Annotated in this window: 12 protein-coding genes; 2 read left to right on the forward strand and 10 right to left on the reverse strand. The window is 33.9% G+C overall.

What is annotated here, in order from left to right:
- Window positions 1-46 precede the first annotated feature (46 nt).
- Entirely contained in the window at window positions 47-1,048 is a 1,002-nt protein-coding gene (locus tag BTR34_RS15840) for a glycosyltransferase family 2 protein (protein WP_068482951.1), read from the reverse strand.
- Between the two features lie 12 nt (window positions 1,049-1,060).
- On the reverse strand, window positions 1,061-1,507 hold the full coding sequence (locus BTR34_RS15845) for a type I restriction enzyme HsdR N-terminal domain-containing protein (RefSeq protein ID WP_068482953.1): 447 nt from the start codon (window positions 1,505-1,507) through the stop codon (window positions 1,061-1,063).
- A 26-nt stretch (window positions 1,508-1,533) separates the two neighbouring features.
- Between BTR34_RS15845 and holA the strand changes: the two genes are divergently transcribed.
- The gene (gene holA, locus BTR34_RS15850) at window positions 1,534-2,535 is read left to right on the forward strand and encodes a DNA polymerase III subunit delta (RefSeq protein ID WP_068482956.1); all 1,002 of its coding nucleotides are present in this window, start codon (window positions 1,534-1,536) and stop codon (window positions 2,533-2,535) included.
- A 3-nt stretch (window positions 2,536-2,538) separates the two neighbouring features.
- On the opposite strand, the gene BTR34_RS15855 is transcribed toward holA, so the two are convergent.
- Window positions 2,539-2,916 (reverse strand): DoxX family protein, encoded by a 378-nt coding sequence (locus tag BTR34_RS15855; protein WP_068482959.1) that lies wholly within the window; start codon window positions 2,914-2,916, stop codon window positions 2,539-2,541.
- Between the two features lie 836 nt (window positions 2,917-3,752).
- Between BTR34_RS15855 and BTR34_RS15860 the strand changes: the two genes are divergently transcribed.
- Window positions 3,753-6,533, forward strand: a complete 2,781-nt coding sequence (locus BTR34_RS15860; protein ID WP_068482961.1) for a M16 family metallopeptidase — start codon at window positions 3,753-3,755, stop codon at window positions 6,531-6,533.
- 186 nt (window positions 6,534-6,719) lie between these two features.
- Here the strand turns inward: BTR34_RS15860 and BTR34_RS15865 are convergent, their stop codons facing one another.
- The 7 genes from BTR34_RS15865 to BTR34_RS15895 form a co-directional block, all read right to left on the reverse strand.
- Window positions 6,720-9,131, reverse strand: a complete 2,412-nt coding sequence (locus tag BTR34_RS15865; RefSeq protein ID WP_068482964.1) for an alpha-ketoacid dehydrogenase subunit alpha/beta — start codon at window positions 9,129-9,131, stop codon at window positions 6,720-6,722.
- A gap of 157 nt (window positions 9,132-9,288) precedes the next feature.
- Window positions 9,289-12,093, reverse strand: a complete 2,805-nt coding sequence (locus BTR34_RS15870) for a gluzincin family metallopeptidase (protein ID WP_235843171.1) — start codon at window positions 12,091-12,093, stop codon at window positions 9,289-9,291.
- A 53-nt stretch (window positions 12,094-12,146) separates the two neighbouring features.
- Window positions 12,147-12,833, reverse strand: coding sequence for an LOG family protein (locus tag BTR34_RS15875; RefSeq protein ID WP_068482968.1), 687 nt, complete (start codon window positions 12,831-12,833; stop codon window positions 12,147-12,149).
- Between the two features lie 38 nt (window positions 12,834-12,871).
- Entirely contained in the window at window positions 12,872-15,706 is a 2,835-nt protein-coding gene (uvrA, locus tag BTR34_RS15880) for an excinuclease ABC subunit UvrA (RefSeq protein WP_068482971.1), read from the reverse strand.
- A gap of 141 nt (window positions 15,707-15,847) precedes the next feature.
- Window positions 15,848-17,332, reverse strand: a complete 1,485-nt coding sequence (locus tag BTR34_RS15885; RefSeq protein ID WP_068482974.1) for a mannitol dehydrogenase family protein — start codon at window positions 17,330-17,332, stop codon at window positions 15,848-15,850.
- 2 nt (window positions 17,333-17,334) lie between these two features.
- Complete coding sequence (locus BTR34_RS15890; protein WP_068482976.1) at window positions 17,335-19,053, reverse strand: purine-cytosine permease family protein; 1,719 nt, start codon at window positions 19,051-19,053, stop codon at window positions 17,335-17,337.
- Between the two features lie 390 nt (window positions 19,054-19,443).
- Window positions 19,444-20,565 (reverse strand): MBL fold metallo-hydrolase, encoded by a 1,122-nt coding sequence (locus tag BTR34_RS15895; RefSeq protein ID WP_235843172.1) that lies wholly within the window; start codon window positions 20,563-20,565, stop codon window positions 19,444-19,446.
- Window positions 20,566-20,606: the final 41 nt, after the last annotated feature.

Here is a 20,606-nt window from a genome sequence, read left to right on the forward strand (position 1 = left end):
GACTTCAAAATTATAGAATTACAAAGTCACTTATATGTCACGTTAGTTAATCTTTTACTAAAATGTTAAAATTGCTTATTCTATTTACGAAGTAAGACCATACAATGGACTTCGTAGCGTAATATTTTCTAATAAATTGAGTTTTTTCTCGCTTTTTATACATTTTTCTAAATTGTCTGTAAAAGCTTAGGTGAGCTCTAAAAATAGCGAAAAAGTGCTTAAATCTTAACTGAAAAAGAAAACGTATTGCTGCAATACCATCTAATAGTAATCTAAGGAAGATAATGGTAAAGGCTTTTCTTCTAGGAAGATTTTTGGTTATTGAAAATAATGAGTTCCTAAAATTTAAATAGGTTTTTTTTGGATTCATATTACTCAGAGTAGACCCTCCCAAATGGTATACGGTAGAGGTTCCTACATACATTATCTTATACCCGTGATTTTTTGCACGCCAGCAAAAATCTACTTCTTCTTGATGGGCAAAATAGTCAGAATCAAAACCATTTAGTTCTTCGAATACATTTTTCTTAACGAACATACATGCGCCTGTAGCCCAAAATATTTCTTTAATATCATTATACTGCCCATTATCACGTTCTAAAGTTTGAAAAACCCTTCCTCTACAGAACGGATATCCTAATTGATCAATGAATCCACCTGCTGCTCCGGCATACTCAAAATGGTCTTTTTTAAGTAGGTCCAAAATTTTAGGTTGTATAATTGCGGCATCGGGTATCCTATTAAAGGCTTCAATGATGGGGACCAGCCAATTGGACGTAACTTTAACATCTGAATTTAATAAGCAAAATATATCAGCATCTACGTTGACCAAAGCATCGTTATAACCTTTGGCAAATCCACCGTTCTCCGTATTTTTAATAATTTTAACTGATGGATGATTTTTGGTTATATAATCAATAGAACTGTCCGTTGAGGCATTATCGGCTACATATATATCTGCATCAACAGAATATTTAACAACATAAGGCAAGTATCTTTCTAAAAGTACTTCACCATTCCAATTTAATATGACGACGGCTATCTTCAAAACGATCGCAAATTAACGGCTAAAATCAGGAATTTCTTGCATAAATTCATATTTTTCCGCGACTAGGTCCGTTTTACAATAAAAATGGGAAAGCCCATTGGTCACCATTAAATAATTTGCATTTAACTTAAAATTATACTGGGCTATTTGGTCAAAAGTACTTTGACTTATTGTTACGGAAGGTGCTTTGCACTCCACGAGAATATCTAATTCCCCATCTGGTTTAAAAACTACTATGTCATATCTTTTCTTTAAACCGTTTAACGTTATTTGTTTTTCTACATTAATATGGCTTAAAGGATACCCTTTATCTTCTATAAGAAATTGAACTGCATGTTGCCTTACCCATTCCTCTGGAGTAAGAACCACAAACTTTTTACGTATATCGTCAAAAATTAAGGTTCTATTTTCGTTATTTTTGACCCTGAAAGTGTAGTTAGGAAAATTTAGTGGCTGCATTGCACAAAGTTGATGAATTTTATTGAATGGATGAAGCTGTACAAATAGTCAATACAATTAAGAAAGGGCAAATTAGCCCAATCTATTTTCTTTATGGTGAAGAAGCTTATTTTATTGATAAGATTTCTGATTTTATTGCAAAGAATATATTGACTGAAGAAGAGAAGGGTTTTAACCAAATGGTGCTGTATGGTAAAGATGTTACAATAGAAGATATTGTCGGAAATGCTAAACGTTACCCGATGATGGCAGAAAAACAAGTTGTTATCGTAAAAGAAGCCCAACACTTATCTAGAACTATTGAAAATTTGTGCGCTTATGCAGATAATCCGCAACAGACTACTGTACTTGTAATCTGTTATAAGTATAAGAAGCTAGACAAGCGTAAAAAGCTTCATAAAATAGTAAAGAAGAACGGAGTAATTTTTGAAAGTAAAAAGCTTTATGAAAATCAAGTAAGTGATTGGCTTAGAAAACATTTACTGGCAAGAGGGTATTCAATTTCTCACAAAGCTTCTTTGCTTTTGGTTGAATATTTAGGTACGGATTTAAGTAAAATAAGTAAAGAGTTAGATAAATTAAAGCTTGCGCTACCCCAACAGACCGAAATTACACCGCAGCATATAGAGGAGCATATAGGTATCAGTAAAGATTACAATAACTTTGAGTTAAAAAGGGCAATTGGTGAAAAAGATATTGTTAAGGCTACAAAAATTATAAATTATTTTGCGCAAAATCCAAAAGACAACCCATTTATTTTAACGGTTACCTTATTACATAGTTTTTTTACGCAATTATTGCAGTACCATGGTTTAAGCGACCATTCTCCTAAAAATGTGGCCAGCGCATTACGTATTAATCCATATTTTGTAAATGAAGTACAAACGGCTGCCAGAAATTATCCTATGAAAAAAGTAAGTGGAATTATATCTAGCTTACGCGAAATGGATTTAAAAGGAAAAGGTGTTGGCGCAGTTGCTATGAGTGATGCCGATTTACTTAAAGAACTACTTTATAAAATAGTTTAAGTTTTATTTTCTATCAACACTAAACTTCCCTGGGCCAACCAAAATTATAGTAATAAAAGAGACTAAATAAAGAAGTGCTTTTTCTTTAGTTCCAAAATCATCGGCACCATGTGCTATAAATGCCGCAACGGCCATTGTTATTGCTGTTGGTATTGCAGATAATCTAGTTTTAAATCCAATAATTACTAAAATTGGACAAATAAACTCTCCAATAACTGCTAAAAATAGAGAGGGTGTAGCTCCAATACCAATTGGGTCACCAAATTGGAAATCTCCGGATATTAATTTTTGAAATTTAGGTAGACCATGTGTCAACATCATTCCAGATATGGCTATTCTAAAAAAAACTAAACCAATATCTTTTAAAAGGGGGCTCTTCATGTATTCTTTTATTTGACCTAAAAGTATTAATTTTTTTTTGTCTTTATCAAAATATTATCAAGTTCTTCAAGTAGTGTATTTGCATTTTCTTTACTAAAATATAGAGGTGGCTTAATTTTTAGCTCATTATCATGCGGACCATCGATTCTAATTAATATAAATTTTGACCGAATTTTATTTTTATTCATTGCCGTTAAGTCTGTGGCTGGCTTTTCGTCTTTAGTTACTATTTCAACTCCTAGGAAATTTTAGCAAGAGATAGTCCATACGATTTTATTAAAGAATTACTATGAACTAATTCCGCTAAAAATATTCATGAAACAGATGTGAGCAAGCGAAAAATATTTTAATCAATTATTAAGTTTAACATTACAGAATTTGTTGAGATTATTTCTGAACATGTAATATTATCCTTTTATAATGCTAATAACATCTCGTTTTTAGCACAAATTAGTTCTAAAACTTCTGTAGAATTTGGATAGCCTTTAAATAGATAAATATAAGTTAGTGTTTCAATTCTAAAGTTTATACTATCATACCCTTCTAGTTTAATTATTATAGTGCTGTTGATGTCGTTGTTCTTTTTTAAAATAGAAACTAAATGACATTCTTCTTACATGGGCTAAGTGTATAAATTTAAAAGTTTACCAGTAACTGATTATTAGTGTTTTAATCAGTGGTTGATATTGTTTTGTACTATCTTTAAATGTTATATTTACTCGATAACCGTGATTTAAATGCTCCGACGCATGCGTCGAAATATTAACTAAATTTTCAATTTAATGCCTTGTGGACTTGCCCCGAGGTTGTTTGTTAAAAACAAAATACTATTCATCATGAAAAAAACAATCCTTTTTATTATGCTTACCATTTTCATTGTAGGTATACAAAATGCACAAGACTTTGAATTTAAATCTGACCAGATAGATTTAAAATATGAGCGCTTTGTATTACCTAATGGTTTAACGCTGCTTGTACATGAAGATCATAAAGCACCAATTGCAGCGGTCAATGTCTGGTACCATGTAGGATCCAAAAACGAAAAGCCAGGTAAAAGTGGATTCGCGCATCTTTTTGAACATTTAATGTTTAACGGTAGTGAAAATTTTAACGACGATTATTTTCAGGCATTAGAGCGTATAGGTGGTACTGATTTAAATGGCACAACAAATTCTGACCGTACAAATTATTTTCAAAATGTTCCTATTTCTGCTCTTGACCAAGTACTATTCTTAGAATCAGATAGAATGGGTCATTTGTTGGGCGCTATTGATCAAGCCAAATTAGATGAACAACGCGGTGTTGTCCAAAATGAAAAAAGACAAGGTGAAAATCAACCTTATGGTAAACAATGGGATTTATTGACGAATGCTATGTACCCTAAAGGGCACCCATATTCTTGGACTGTTATTGGTGAAATGGAAGACTTGAACGCTGCATCTTTAGAAGATGTACAAGAATGGTTTAAGGTTTACTATGGTACAGCAAATGCGGTGGTAGCGGTTGCCGGTGATGTAAACCCTCAAGAAGTGTATAAAAAAGTTTTGGCTTATTTTGGAGATATTCCGGCAGGACCAACAATTGCTAGACAAGAAGTAAATATACCAACGAAGACTACAGATACCTATCAAGTTTATGAAGATAGAGTACCAGAAGCGCGTATATTGTTTAGTTGGAACACGCCAGAATTTGGAAATAAAGAGGATATTCATTTCGATTTAATATCTTCAATTCTTACGAGTGGTAAAAACTCCCGACTATATAAGAGGCTAGTATACGATGAGCAATTGGCAAGTTCTGTTGTATCATTCCAAGCTTCTAATGAAATTGCCAGTGAGTTTGTAACATGGGCCAATGTTAAGCCTGGTGGTGATGTTGCCAAAGTGCAACAAATCATGGAAGAAGAACTGGCTAAATTGATAAAGGACGGGCCTACTGAAAATGAACTGAAAAGAGTTAAAGCCGCATATTTTTCGGGATTTATTAAGGGGCTGGAACGTATTGGAGGATTTGGTGGAGTGTCAGATATTTTAGCTTCTAATGAAACCTATTTCGGTGATGCCTCATACTATAAAACTGTTTTGAAATACGTAGAAAATTCAACCGTTTTAGATGTGCAGAATACGGCAAAAAAATGGCTTAGCAATGGAAAACACATATTGCTTTGTAAGCCTTTTCCAGAATATTCAATTACAGAAAGTACTATTGATAGAACAAAGTTGCCAGTAATAGGTGAAGCTAAAAGTTCAAAATTCCCAGAACTACAAAGAGATAAATTATCTAACGGAATGAACATAGTTTTGGCAAAAAGAACAGGAGTGCCAACCGTAGTAATGAATTTAATGTTTAATGCAGGTTATAAAACTGATTTTCTTTCGAGCCCAGGCACGGCTGAATTGTCAATGGATTTATTAGATGAGGGAACCAAAGAATTAAATTCTCTTCAAATTAATGAAAAGTTACAATTATTGGGGGCTAGCCTTTATAGTTATTCTAGCCAAGATAATTCTAATGTTTATTTAAATACATTGAAACCTAGTTTAGATGCGAGTATAGATTTATTTGCCGATGTGGTTTTAAATCCAGCTTTTCCCGACAAGGAATTTGAACGATTGAAGGATGACCAACTTAATACAATTCAACAAGAAAAATCAGAACCTATTTCAATGGCCCTTAGGGTCATGAATAAATATCTTTATGGTGAAGGACACCCTTATAGTAATCCTTACACAGGTACAGGGTATACCGAATCGGTTTCCAAATTAACAAAAACAGATGTTGAAAATTTTTATTCAACTTGGATCAGACCTAATAATGCCACCCTGATTGTAACGGGTGATTTAGATATGCAGGAGTTGAAATCGAAATTAGAAAAGTCTTTTGGGAAATGGAAAAAGGGAGATATACCTACAATTACATTTCCTACACCAAAAGTAAATTCTAAGAATACACTTTATTTAATGGACCGCCCTGAATCTGAGCAGTCTGTTATACTAGCCGGTCACCTTACTGAAAAGTATGGCGATGTTTCTCAAATTGCTTTAGAACAAATGGTAAGTGTTTTAGGGGGTGATTTTACTTCTAGAATTAATATGAATCTTCGTGAAGACAAGCATTGGGCATATGGGGCAAGTGGTTTTGTAATGGGCGCAAAGGCAGAAAGACCATTTATTATGTACGCACCTGTACAAACCAATAAATCTGCAGAGTCTGTAACGGAACTACGTAAAGAAATATCAGAATTTATTTCAACAAGACCCGTAACGCAAGCGGAATTGGACAAGGTTAAAACGAATCAAATTTTAAGCTTACCAGGACAGTGGGAAACAAATAGTGCCGTAAATCAGTCAATTGTTAATTTAATTCAATATGATTTGGCAGATGACTATTATCAAAGCTATGACGCTAATGTTAGAAACCTGTCTTTAAATGAGGTTAGGGAAGTAAGTAAAAAAGTAGTTAAACCTGAAGCTGTAAATTGGTTTATGGTAGGAGATAGGGCTAAAATTGCCGAAAAACTTGATGGTTTAGGCTTCGATGCAATTATAGAAATTGATGCAGATGGAAATCCAAAAAAAGCTATACTCCCTATATCGAATTCGGAGATTAAAAATTAATAAATAATTTTATTTAACAATCTAGATTTAAATGTTCTGATACCTGCCTTCCAGTGAGGCAAGCTTGTGTTGAAATTTAGTGTTGAAAGTTATATTAATGCTTTACGGACTTGCCCTATGGTAGTTTACTAGCATAAAAAAATCCCATTTACTAATGGGATTTTTTTATACTTAACTATTTGTGTTTTATCTTAATTTAGGGTAATCATTAGGGCTTACCTCATGCATAATTGCATAAACCTTTTCGAAAATATCCTCTCTATTTGGTTTCGAAAAATAATCGCCATCGCTTCCATAAGCCGGTCTATGTGCCTTGGCACTCAACGTTTGTGGTGGACTATCTAAATATTTAAATGCCCCTTGTTTTTCAATAATTTCATTTAGTAAGTAAGCGGAGCATCCGCCTGGTACATCTTCATCAATAACTAATAATCTATTTGTTTTCTTGATACTTTCTAAAACATCTTTTGTAATATCAAAAGGTAAGAGTGTTTGCGCATCAATTATTTCGGCATCTATACCTACTTCTAAAAGTTCCTTAGCAGCTTTTTCAACAATTCTTAAGGTAGAACCATAGGAAACTAAAGTAATGTCGTTCCCTTCTTTAATAGTCTCTATTTTACCAATTGGAGTGCAATACTCACCAAGATTACTAGGTTTTTTTTCTTTTAAGCGATACCCGTTTAAACTTTCAATTACTAAAGCTGGTTCATCACTTTTTAATAATGTATTGTAGAATCCTGCTGCCTGTGTCATATTGCGCGGAGCCAAAATATACATTCCACGAAGCAAATGTATTAGTCCGCCCATTTCTGAGCCAGAATGCCAAATGCCTTCTAGTCTATGACCTCTTGTTCTTATGATTAACGGAGCTTTTTGTTTCCCGGCTGTTCTATAAAGTAACGATGCTAAATCATCTGTTAATGTAGGCAGTGCATAAAATATATAATCTAAATACTGTATTTCGGCAATAGGTCTTAGACCTCTTAAGGCCATTCCTAAACCTTGACCAATAATGGTGGTTTCTCGAATGCCAGTATCGGACACACGAATATCACCATATTTTTCTTGCATTCCTTCTAATCCTTGATTTACATCACCGATAGCACCAGTGTCTTCTCCAAAAATTAAGGTATTAGGATATTTCTCAAATAATTTATCGAAATTATCCCGTAGTATAACCCTGCCGTCTACTTCTTCGGCATCATCTTTAAAAATCGGGGCAATTGCATTAATATTGGTAGCCTTATTTTCATTTTCACTGTAAAGATGCTTGCTATATGTATCTTGTGATTCTTTTAAAAAGTTCGTTGTCCAATTAACTAATGCTGTTTTCTCAGTGCTCGTTTCTCCTAAAAGAAAACGTAACGATTTACGAGCAGAAATAGCCAAGTCTTTTTTAATAGGCTCTTCTGTAGCAATTAAATCGTTTTTAAGTTTATTTAAAAAGTTTTTATTTGGACTTTTTGCCGCTGCCTGATCTATTAAACTAACTAAGGTGTTTTTAGCAGAAAGTAAACCTTCTAAGTATTCTTCCCAAGCTTGTTTTTTAGCTTCCCTTACAGTTCGTTTAATTCGTTTTTCAATAGATTCTAACTCCTCATTATTCGCTATTCCAGATTCTAAAATCCATTCTTTAAATCGCTTATTGCAATCATTATCCCGCTCCCAGGCTAATCTATTATTGTCTTTATACCGCTCATGAGATCCTGATGTAGAATGTCCCTGAGGTTGTGTTAATTCTTTTACATGTATCATTACAGGCACATGCTCTTGTCTGGCAATGTCAGCGGCATTTTCGTAGGCGTGCATTAATGCAGTATAATCCCAACCGTTAACTTTGAAAATTTCATATCCATTTTCATCGTCAGTTCTTTGAAATCCTTTGAGGACTTTTGATATATCTTCTTTTGTAGTATGATGTTTTGCAGGAACGGATATGCCATATTCGTCATCCCAAATACTAATTACCATGGGTACTTGAAGTACACCTGCCGCATTGATAGTTTCAAAAAACATACCTTCACTGGTACTTGCATTTCCTATAGTGCCCCAAGCAATTTCATTACCATTTACAGAAAATTTAGCGCTATCCAAGCCTTTTTGATTACGGTATACTTTTGATGCTTGTGCTAGGCCTAAGAGTCTTGGCATTTGCCCAGCAGTACATGAAATATCTGCACTACTATTTTTTTGTTTTGTAAGATCTTTCCAACTACCGTCGGTATTTAAACTATGTGTTAAAAAATGACCGCCCATTTGTCTACCGGCACTCATGGGTTCTTTTTCAATGTCAGTTGTTGCGTAAAGTGCGTGAAAAAAGTCTTTTGGTTTTAGAAGACCTAAAGCCATCATAAAGGTTTGGTCTCTATAATAACCACTTCTAAAATCTCCATTTTTAAATGACCTGGCCATTGCCAATTGAGGCAATTCTTTGCCGTCTCCAAATATGCCGAATTTTGCTTTACCGGTAAGGACTTCTTTTCTTCCTAGTAAACTACAAGTTCTGCTTAAAAAGGCAATTTCATAATCGCTTATGATTTGCTCTTTGAAATCATCGAAAGAAATATCGTTACTAGTTTTTGAAGAAACATCCATGTATTAAACGTGTTTATGCAAAATTACCGAATCATGCTCTTCTTAGCAACGCTGTAGCGAGTTAATTTATTCCATATTTTTCAACAAATGTGGCGAATAGGTGAAAATATCTTAATTTTTTTGGCGAATTGTGATAACAGAGCTAGAATTCTTGATTTTAAAACCATTTTCTAGTGAATAGCCCAGTTAGCGTTTTTGGACTTACGGTAATAATAAAACGAATCTTTTCTCCGTAGTTTGGTTGCGAAATTTCCCAACCATTATTGGAATAAACGGGAAGATATAACTCAAAATAATCGGTCACTAAATTTAAGCGAACTCCAGAATCGTAAACGAATTTTTCATTTATACCTGTATTTTTTACCAATCCTGCATCTCCATATAATTCAATCCATCTCCAAAGGTTAAAACTCCCGTTAACAGTGGCCATCCAATTGTTTGAAAATCTGTATTTCTGGTCTAAGAAAGATTTAAAGCCCCCTTCGGCAATAATTATTTGTTGGCTGTAAATACCCGAGTCTTCTGATCTGCCTAAATACCCATAATCAAACAAATAATCTGTTGGCCTATCTAATGCGAAACTAAAAAAATCGGTTTCCGTTTTATTACTTAAGAATTTACCCGCAAAAAACCTTAAATTTAATTGACGGTTGTTTTCAAATAATTTTCGGTATTCATATTCAAAAGCTAGTTTACTAAAATTACCTGCTAATTGGAAATCTACGAACCAAGAGTTGTAATCTAATATTCCATTATTTCTATTCAAATAGCGGGCATTAAATACACTATAATCAGGATTTTCTGGGTCGTTTGCCAAACTTTGTAATGAAGCATCAAAATCACGTAAAATATTTACATATCTAAAGGAAAGAAATTCTCTTTTGTTCGATAATAAATCTTCGGGTCTAAAGCCGAAACTTAATGATGGCGTTATAGAAGTATACCGAGAATTTTCATTAAAGTGTGAAGTGGAAGCTCCTAAGCCGTAATTGGCAACATACAAACCACTTTTACTCAAATACTTTCTGTAATTAAATTTGCCATAACCTACAAAAGCCTTTTCCCTAAACGAATAGGATGGGGAGAAGTCATAAACAAAAGGGCGTTCTAGGAGTGTTTTATTATACAGTCGCATTCCTGGTGCCCAGCCGTCATAAACGTTGAAATTTAAAACAGGTACATAAAACACCTGATTGTAATATGGGTTTTCGGCATCCTTAAAAAAAGTGAAATTTAATTTCTTGTTACTGGATAAAAACCCTTTTAAAGATTTCCAGTTATCTCGCTGGTTAAACTCTGGTATTGTCTGGTCGTAATTAAGTACTAATTTATCTTCTTGGTTATTAGGAATTGTAAAGGTTTCCTCGAACTTAATATCACTAAACCAATATTCTGATATTATAGAATCATTTTTAAGACCAAACACTGAAATTGGTACGTTGGTGCCTTCTTTATTTTTAATGGTTACTGCAAGGGAATCGTTAGTCTTATTTACCTTTTTTATTTTAAAATCAATTTTACGATCTGTTGATACATAATCTTTAAAAAACCAATTGATGTCTTGGGTTGTTGAGCGTTTAAGAATAGACTCAAAATCTAGTATTTTGACTGTATTTGATTTATAATATTTAAAAAATGTTTTAATACTTTCATCTACTTTTTCTTTCCCTATATAATCGGCAAGATAGGCTAGTCCCAAGCCTGCTTTATATTTATTAGCAATTTTTTGATTAAATTTTATAAGCGAATCGTTTGATGTTTGCAGTGCTTGGTCTAGATTTTTACGAGCAGTTAAGTTATATAGGAATGAATATTGGTCGTTGAAATCCATTTTTGCCAATTCAAAACTTCTAAACCCCCAAATTTTAGAAAGTTTACCCAAAAGTTTTTGATCAGGGTAATATTTTTCAACATATGCAATCATTAAATAATTGGCAATAGCACTGTTTAGCCATTGCTCTTTGCGAGGATTTAAAAACATAGTCTCTCTTAAAATGCTATTTATCGCAGTTTTAAGAAATTTCATTTCAAATTGAAATTGTTCTTCATAAGGTCTTATAAATGAGGGTAATTGGTTAAGTCCATATAAGGGATCTTTATTATAATCTAATTCACTAACCAATATTTTTTCATGAGGATAAGTTCCTAAATTACTATAAATAAAATCAGCTACTTTATTAATTGAAATACCTTGACCAATTGGGCTATACCTTGGAGCTTGAATATTAGTAAGAAATTTCATGTGTGGAGTTACATGGGTTGTAAACTCTTTTTTAGTATTCAAAATGATTTCTCCTCCTGTTTGAAGGTTTCCCTTTAATTGTGCAAACTGACCATTAGGAAATGTGGTTAAAGATTCTATTGTAAAGTTTGAAGCTAAATGTAGACTATCTGGAAATTTAAAATCAATTACCGTATTGGTAACATTCATATATAAATCTTCTAGATTTTTGTTAGAATACAAATGCCATTTACCGTCATAAACTGCGGGTGTTAAATACCAGTCTTTAAGGTAGTAGTCGCCTCTTTGGTCATAACCATATGGTGTGTATTTATTTGGAGGTAGCTTAACCTTGTAGGTGATGAAAATTTTGGTTGAAGCCTTTGCAGGTAGTATGTTGTTTAACGTAACCTTTAAAATATCTTGATTTTCTGTATGATTCCATTCTAAGCCGTTATATGCATCATCTACTACACTAATTATGGTTGTGTTGCCGCGTTCATCGGCTTTAGCTAGGTGCAATGATTTTTTAAATTCTTGTGCAAACCTCTTTGCCAAAGCCGTATTTTTATCTGAATATGCATTTGCCCAATCATTAAAATAGAGCACTCCTAAATTGTAATTGGAATTATTATAATATGTGAATTCTTGACGAATATCTAACTCTTTGGTATACTCATTTAAGGTAACTGTTAAGTTTGTTTCATACTGCCCATACCCATTGGTTACAAATGAAACCAAAAGAATTAGGCTAAAACAAAAAAGGATATTGAATTTTTTGATCAAGGCTTTGATTAAAAATTAGGACTCATTGAATGCCCTTTGTAGAAAGAGTCTATTATTTCTACAACTTCTTCTTCGGTATCTACAATTTTAATAAGATTTAAATCTTCAGGACTAATAGTGCCCATTTTAAGCATGGTGCCTTTAACCCAGTCCATTAGTCCTGTCCAAAACTCACTTCCCACTAGTATAATTGGAAATTTTCCAATTTTATGAGTTTGTATTAATGTAATAGCTTCAAAAAGTTCATCTAATGTTCCAAATCCGCCTGGCATTACGACAAACCCTTGAGAGTATTTTACAAACATTACTTTTCTAACAAAGAAATAATCAAAGTCTAAACTCTTATCATTGTCAATATACGGATTGTCATGTTGCTCAAAAGGTAAATCAATATTTAAACCTACTGAAGTTCCACCAGCAAGATTCGCACCTCTGTTACCTGCTTCCATTATACCTGGTCCACCACCAGTAATTACACCATAGCCCGCTTCAGCAATTGATTTTGCTATGGATACAGCTAGTTTGTAATAAGGGTCTTCTTCCTTTGTCCTTGCTGAACCAAAAATAGAAACACAAGGTCCTATTTTGCTCATACGTTCAAAACCATTAACAAACTCACCCATTATTTTAAAAATGGCCCAAGAGTCGTTTGTTTTTATTTCATTCCAACCTTTATGATGTTTTTCTGATCTCATATATTTTTTACTATGCTATTAGTATTTAAATACTACATTTAAAATGCTAACTCTCTTTTTAGAAAAGTCGCTGTATAACTTTTTTTATCCTTTGCTACTTCTTCTGGTGTTCCTTTGGCAACAAGTTGCCCACCAGAACGGCCGCCTTCATAACCAATATCAATGATGTAATCTACCATTTTAATTACATCCATATTGTGCTCTATTACTAATACGGTATTTCCTTTATCTGCTAATTTATTCAAAACCTCCATTAAAACACGTATATCTTCAAAATGAAGTCCGGTTGTAGGTTCATCTAAAATATAGAATGTATTACCAGTATCTCTCTTAGATAATTCTGTTGCCAGTTTTATTCGTTGTGCTTCACCACCCGAAAGAGTAGTGGATTGCTGTCCTAGCGAAATATATCCTAACCCAACATCTTGTATGGTCTTTAACTTACGATGTATTTTAGGAATTAGTTCAAAAAAAGATACCGCTTCATCAATAGTCATTTCTAAAACATCGGAAATTGACTTGCCTTTATAACGTATTTCTAATGTTTCTCTATTAAATCTTTTACCATTACATGTTTCACATTCTACGTAAACATCCGGTAAAAAGTTCATTTCAATAACGCGTAAACCGCCACCTTGACAAGTTTCGCAACGTCCACCTTTTACATTAAAGCTAAACCTACCAGGTTTATATCCTCGTATGGAGGCTTCTGTAGTTTTGGTAAATAATGACCTTATTTCACTAAATACACCTGTATAGGTAGCAGGGTTGGATCTCGGTGTTCTACCAATTGGCGATTGGTTAATATCAATAACTTTATCTATATGCTCTAACCCGGTAATTTTTTTATAGGGCATAGGTATTTTAACGCCATTAAAATAATGGGCGTTCATTATAGGATAAAGTGTTTCATTGATTAAGGTAGATTTTCCACTTCCCGAAACTCCAGTTACCCCAATCATTTTGCCCAGTGGAAATTTTACGGTAACATTTTTTAAATTATTCCCTGTACAACCAGTTAATACAATTTCATGACCATTTCCGACCCTTCTCTTTTTTGGAACGGCAATCTTTTTCGCTCCGGTCATATAATCTGCCGTTAGCGTGTTAAAATTCATGAGTTGATCAGGTGTTCCTTGAGAAATAATTTCACCACCATTTTTACCCGCTTTAGGGCCAATATCTATAACATGGTCTGCACGCTCTATCATATCTCGGTCATGCTCTACTACAATAACCGAATTTCCAATATCTCTTAACGATTCTAAAGATTTTATTAAACGCTCATTGTCCCTTTGATGTAGGCCAATGCTCGGTTCATCTAAAATATATAGCACGCCAACTAGTTGAGAGCCAATTTGGGTGGCCAAACGAATACGCTGTGCTTCGCCACCAGAAAGTGATTTGGAACTTCTGTTTAATGATAGATAGTCTAACCCAACATCTAATAAAAATTGGATTCTAGTATTAATTTCCTTTATAATTTCTTCGGCTATCTTTAATTGATTGCCTTTTAATATTTCATCTAATTCATTAAAGAAATTTGCTAGTTCTACAATATCTAAATTGGCCAACTCAGCAATATTTTTATCTTCTATTTTAAAATAGAGCGATTCTTTTTTAAGCCGAAAACCTTCGCAAGTAGGACAAATAATTTTATCCATATACTCTTTGGCCCATCTTTTTATTGAGGTTGTAGCCGCTTCCTCAAATTGATTTTTGATGAAGTTAGAAATTCCTTCGTAATCTATTTTATAGGTTCTTTTAACTCCTAATGTTTTTGAGTCAACCTCAAAACTTTCTTTACCACCATTAAGCAATATTTGAATAGCTTCGGTCGGAATTTTTTCTATGGGGTCAGTAATCTGAAAATTATAACGTTCTGCGATTGTTTCAATCTGTTTAAATGCCCAAGATTTTTTGTAATCGCCTAAAGGTGCAATGCCACCAGCTTTAATTGATAATTTTTTGTCTGGAAAAATCTTCTTCTCATTAACTTCATAAACATGACCTAAACCACTACAGTTTGGGCACATGCCTTTTGGTGAGTTAAATGAAAATGTATTAGGCTCAGGGTTAGGGTAGGAGATACCTGTTGATGGGCACATTAAATCTCTACTAAAATACCTAGGTATATCTGTGCCTTCCTCTAAAACCATAAGTACGTTATCACCACTATACATTGCTGTATTTATGGTTTCAGATAAACGCTTATTAAAATCTTCGCTTTCAACAACTTTTAGTCGGTCAATTACAATCTCAATATCGTGAGTCTTGTAACGATCTACTTTCATGCCTTTTACAATATCTTTTACCTCACCATCAACTCTAACTTTTACAAACCCTTGCTTGGCAATTTGTTCAAATAATTCGCGATAGTGACCTTTTCTTGATTTTATTACAGGAGCTAGAATATTTATTTTTTTATCGGAATACGATTCAATAATCAAATTTTTAATCTGCTCATCGCTATAACTTACCATCTTTTCGCCGGTATTATAACTATGTGCATCTGCAGCACGCGCAAAAAGAAGTCTTAGAAAATCATAAATTTCGGTAATAGTACCAACTGTAGACCTAGGAGATTTAGAGGTTGTTTTTTGCTCAATGGCAATAACTGGAGATAATCCATCAATTTTATCAACGTCTGGTCGTTCCAATCCGCCTAAAAACTGCCTTGCATAAGCAGAAAACGTTTCAATATATCGTCTTTGACCTTCTGCATATATGGTGTCAAAAGCTAATGAGGATTTACCACTACCGGACAAGCCAGTTATTACGACTAGTTTATCTCGGGGAATGGTAACATCTATATTTTTTAGGTTATGAACGCGCGCCCCTTTAACCTCTATATTTTCTTCAAAATTAATCATGTATTCATAGCAAAGGTGCAAAAGTACGAATATGAGTGCGATTTACATATGTAATGTTATTCTTTGCAATATCATTAGCTTCGATTACTTTGAAAAAAACAAAACTATTATTTAGGTTATATGTTACTGATGTTGAAAGTGCTAAATTAATTTAGTCATATGCTTCTTAATGTCGGAGTCTGTATAAATTTGCTGAACTAATTCGCTGTAAAGACTAGTGAATTTTTCTTCATTAATTAAGTTGCCAAATATTGATTCTTGTCTTATAAAAGCTAAAGGGTCAGTGTTTGTTTTGCTTGCTGCCGCATGTAGTTGTTCTTGCGTAGCATCAATAATTTCAATCGGGTTACCGTTTTTATCTATTCCTTTATCACTGTAGTAACACCAAGCTGCAATGACTAAAGTTGCATATGTAATGCTTCCGCCTTTTGCTAAATTATCTTGAATGGTTGCAATTAAAAATTTCGGCAATTTTGCAGAACTTTCTGAGCAAATACGACTAACACTATCTTTTATATTCGGGTTTGCAAAACGTTCTTGTAAACTATCTTTATATGCAGTTAAATCTATGCCTTCTAATTTGTCTAAAACAGGAGTCGCTTCTTCGTCCATGAACGCTCGTAAATAGGTAACGAACAAATCATCTTCCATACATGCGTTAATAGTTGGGTGACCATGAATAGCTCCTAGAATACCCAATACAGAATGCCCTGCATTTAATAATCGCAGCTTCATTTTTTCGTATGGCTTTACGTCTGGTACAAACTGCACTCCAACTTTTTCGAATTCTGGTCTTCCATTAGAGAAATTATCTTCAATGACCCATTGTATAAAAGGCTCACAAGTTACTGGCCATTCGTCTTTTACATTATAAGTACTTTCTAAATAATCAATATCTGCTTGAGTAGTAACCGGAGTAATTCGATCTACCATGCTATTAGGGAAGCCCACTTCTTTTTCGATATATTCAGCCAATTCTTTATCTTGTCTGTTTGCAAAAGCAAGTAGCATTTCTCTGGTTACATCACCATTGTGCTGAATATTGTCGCAAGACATTACCGTAAAAGCAGGTAAGCCAAGATTGCGTCTTTTTTTAATGGCAGCCGTTAAAAAACCGTAAATGGTTTTAGGGTCATTCGGATGCTGTAATTCGTGCTGTACATCTGTATTATCAAAATCAAAATCACCTGTGGAAGAGTTGAAATTATAGCCTCCTTCGGTAATCGTTAATGATACTATTTTTGTATCAGGATGCGCCATTTGGTCAATAACTACATCGGGAGTTTCATGACCAAGTTTAAAGTCAATAATAGAACCAATTACTTGTGAATCTATCTTACCATCAGGATGATTTACAATTAACGTATATAACCCGTCTTGTTTTTGAAGAACATCATGAATTTTTTGGTCTCCTTTTCGAAGGCCAATGCCACAGATACCCCATTCAGCAGCATCTCCCTTTTCTTGTAAAAGGTGAGTATAGTATGCTTGGTGAGCTCTATGAAAACCCCCAACACCAACATGTACAATACCAGGTTTTAGCAATGCTCTATCAAATGTAGGTGTTGGTAATTGATTGCTTATTTCTGCCAAGTTCTTTGTGTTCAGCATGATTTCTTTTTTCATTTTTAGCTTAATTTTTTTGATTTTCCACGTAGTAATACCCAGTATGCCGTTATAAAATAGGTAACCGTACAAACAAATGCATACGTGTAAAACAGCTCTCTATTAGTAATATAGCTGTTCTTATTGGCGCTGTCAAAAAGAACAATACTTGCTAATACCAAGGTAATTATTAGCGCTACAATTGACACCAGTTTTAAAAACTTAGAGAATAGCGAGGTGTCATTATTTGGTTTAGTTTTTAATTTGCTTTTTTCCTCTTGAAAAGCCACAATTTTTTCATTTCGTATTTCTTCTTTTTCTTCTGCCTCAGGATATTTCTCTTTTGCTCCATAACGACCCGCAAAGAACGTGTAGACTCCGATAGTGAAAACCCATGTTGGTATAAATAAATAGAAGAAAGACATTACATTTAAAGCGTTCAAGCCAAAGCCGAATACTAATCCTAGTCCCCATGAAACAATAGCGGGTGTGCTAAAGGTTAAATTGCTGTAAGATGACCAATAACGAGTGTATCCAATTCTTGGGAATATTTGATGTTCTGCAAATACTATTGCCCCAACAGGAACTACTAATAGACCAGCATAGGTTAACAGCGGTAAAATCTGTGAGAAAACAAAAGGGAAACATGCTATGGCTATAGTTATTAAACCAACCACTATAGTTGTCTTTTTTCGTGAATGATTGTGAAAAATTGCTTGCGCTGCTAATCCCGCTCTATATAAATTGGTAATTGCCGTGGTCCAACCTGCTACGATTACGATAACAAAACCAGACCATCCTAAGGCATAAAAAGCAACATCGCCGGGATCCAATTCTACGATTGATTTTCCTAAGATTACTGCTGCACCTGCTCCCATAATTCCGGCTGCTATCCAGGCAACATAATGTCCGAACATCATACCAGTACTGGTTGCGAGTCCGTAAGATTTCTTCTTGGCAAAACGTAATAACGCCATATCTATTAATCCAAAATGGGTAATAGTGTTTGCTGCCCAGGCGAATCCTATGACCTCAACAAGTCCAATACCGGTTTCTCCAGTACTATCAATTCCTGTCCATATCGATTTATCTCCGAGCGATATCAAATCATTCCATCCGCTTGGTAAAGTTGTTCCTAAAACATCTAAAGATAAAGCTGGAAGTAAAACCATTGCACCACTGGTGAACATTACGAAAAGCCATGGAGCACATATCCCTGAAAATTCTGATACTGCATTAAATCCGTATAAAGCAATTGATACAACAACTAAACCTACACAAAATACTATAATTACAAACCACATATTGGTGGGATACCAGTTCAATTGTGCGGGTATATCGAAAGCAAACCTCACTGCGGTGGCAGAAACAGTAATCATAGCGGCCGATATAACTGAGAAAATAATAACGTTTGCCCAATTGTAAAGCTTCGTCATAGAATCTCCAGCAATTTTATTTAGGTAGGTGTATAAGCTTAACCTAGTTTCTACGGCAATGGGTGAAGTAATGAACGTCCAGCTTAAAACTGCCAGAATATTTCCTATTAACAAACCCAAAATAATATCCATTGTTTTGGCTCCTAATGCTACAAACGTAGCTCCAATTACAAACTCTGTTGCCGCAACATGTTCGGCGGCATATAAGCCTGCAAAATGAGTCCAATCATGTAATTTATGTTTTGCTACGGGTAATTGTTCTTCGTTTAAACTTTCGAATGTAGTGTAGTCGTTATTTATTGACATAAGTTGAGTTGGTAATTAGGTTTTTTATTAATAATATCTTGGGTAAGGTTTAAAAACTTTTTAATTGTTTTATTGAATTTAAAATAGAGTTGGGTGTGTTTACATATGACAATCTTAAATTTAACTAAATAAAACAAATGGTTACAGTATATCATTGTTGAAAATTCAACTACGTAATTTTATTACTTATTATTTTAAATTAAAAATTATCTACCTTAAGATGAATTGTACCCTGTTTTTAATATTAGATTGAAAATATCTGAACGGGTAATTATAAGCAACTTATTTCTTTTGTTTCAATTTTTTCTTTGAAAGAAATAATGAAAATACAAATGAAGAAAATTTAAGAAAGCTAAATTTTATAATTAGGGTCTTTCAGGCTTATTGTTTTTATAACCCTTTCCACCAATCATAATAGTTATTCACCGAATCTTTTACAATAATTTCTTGTCCTATTTGGGGCGAAATAACGGAAATGTTTAATTCAGCTGCTTTTAGTTCAACTCTTTTAATAGGATCTGTCCATTCATGTAAAGCCAGTTTAAAACCTGCCCAGTGTATTGGCATTATTTTTTTTGCCCTTACATCGATACCTGCTTGTGCGGTTTCTTCTGGCATCATGTGAATATCTGACCACATTTGGTTGTATTGTCCACATTCCATTAAAGCTAGGTCAAAAGGTCCGTATTTTTCTCCTATTTCTTTAAAGTGATTGGCATATCCGCTGTCACCACTAAAGTAAATATTTTCTGTTGGTGATGTAATTACCCAGGAGCTCCATAAGGTACTTTGCCCATTGTTAAAGTTTCTGCCAGAAAAGTGTTGCGCAGGAGTGCATACTAATTTTAAGTTACCAAATTGGTTTTCTTGCCACCAATCCATTTCAGTGATTTTTGTAGTGGGTACGCCCCAAGTTTTTAAGTGGTTGCCTACACCTAATGGCGTATAAAAATGATTGGTCTTGTCTTTGATTTTTAAAACAGATTCATAATCTAGATGGTCATAGTGATCATGAGAAAATATAACTGCATCAATCTGTGGTAATTTGTCTATGGCTATTGGAAATTCCTTATTAAATCGATTAGCACCTAAAAGTGGGTGAGGAGCGGCTACTGCACCAAACATAGGGTCAATAAGAATATTCTTTCTATCAATCTGTAATAAAAAGGACGAATGACCAAACCAAATCATTCTTGCCTCTCCTTTATAATCGGCAATAGATACGGAGTCTATTTGTTGTGGTTTTAAATCTTCTTTAGGTCTCCCATTAGGAACTTTAGTAGTAAAGAATTTATACGCTAAACTAACTGTTTCAGAAAATCCTAAATCTTTAGGAACATCATTGTTATTTCTAAACTTTCCGTCTTTATATTGATTAGATCGTTCATAAATCAGTTTTTGTTCTTTTGTTGTATTACCACCAAAACTAGGGTAGAAGTTGATGAACAACAGGGTGATAACTACTAAAATTGCTAGTATTGAAAGTGTTGCAATCATTATTTTTTTAAACATTTTAAATCATTTAACGCAAAAATTCAGCGTAACAATAAGAT

It is taken from the genome of Maribacter hydrothermalis (assembly GCF_001913155.1).
GTDB lineage: Bacteria > Bacteroidota > Bacteroidia > Flavobacteriales > Flavobacteriaceae > Maribacter > Maribacter hydrothermalis.

Coding starts and splice junctions, on each gene's coding strand:
- BTR34_RS15855 (WP_068482959.1), bottom strand. CDS start 2,916: ATGAAGAGCCCCCTTTTAAAAGATATTGGTTTAGTTTTTTTTAGAATA.
- BTR34_RS15875 (WP_068482968.1), bottom strand. CDS start 12,833: ATGAGATCAGAAAAACATCATAAAGGTTGGAATGAAATAAAAACAAAC.
- BTR34_RS15845 (WP_068482953.1), bottom strand. CDS start 1,507: ATGCAGCCACTAAATTTTCCTAACTACACTTTCAGGGTCAAAAATAAC.
- BTR34_RS15890 (WP_068482976.1), bottom strand. CDS start 19,053: ATGTCAATAAATAACGACTACACTACATTCGAAAGTTTAAACGAAGAA.
- holA (WP_068482956.1), top strand. CDS start 1,534: ATGGATGAAGCTGTACAAATAGTCAATACAATTAAGAAAGGGCAAATT.
- BTR34_RS15865 (WP_068482964.1), bottom strand. CDS start 9,131: ATGGATGTTTCTTCAAAAACTAGTAACGATATTTCTTTCGATGATTTC.
- uvrA (WP_068482971.1), bottom strand. CDS start 15,706: ATGATTAATTTTGAAGAAAATATAGAGGTTAAAGGGGCGCGCGTTCAT.
- BTR34_RS15860 (WP_068482961.1), top strand. CDS start 3,753: ATGAAAAAAACAATCCTTTTTATTATGCTTACCATTTTCATTGTAGGT.
- BTR34_RS15885 (WP_068482974.1), bottom strand. CDS start 17,332: ATGAAAAAAGAAATCATGCTGAACACAAAGAACTTGGCAGAAATAAGC.
- BTR34_RS15895 (WP_235843172.1), bottom strand. CDS start 20,565: ATGTTTAAAAAAATAATGATTGCAACACTTTCAATACTAGCAATTTTA.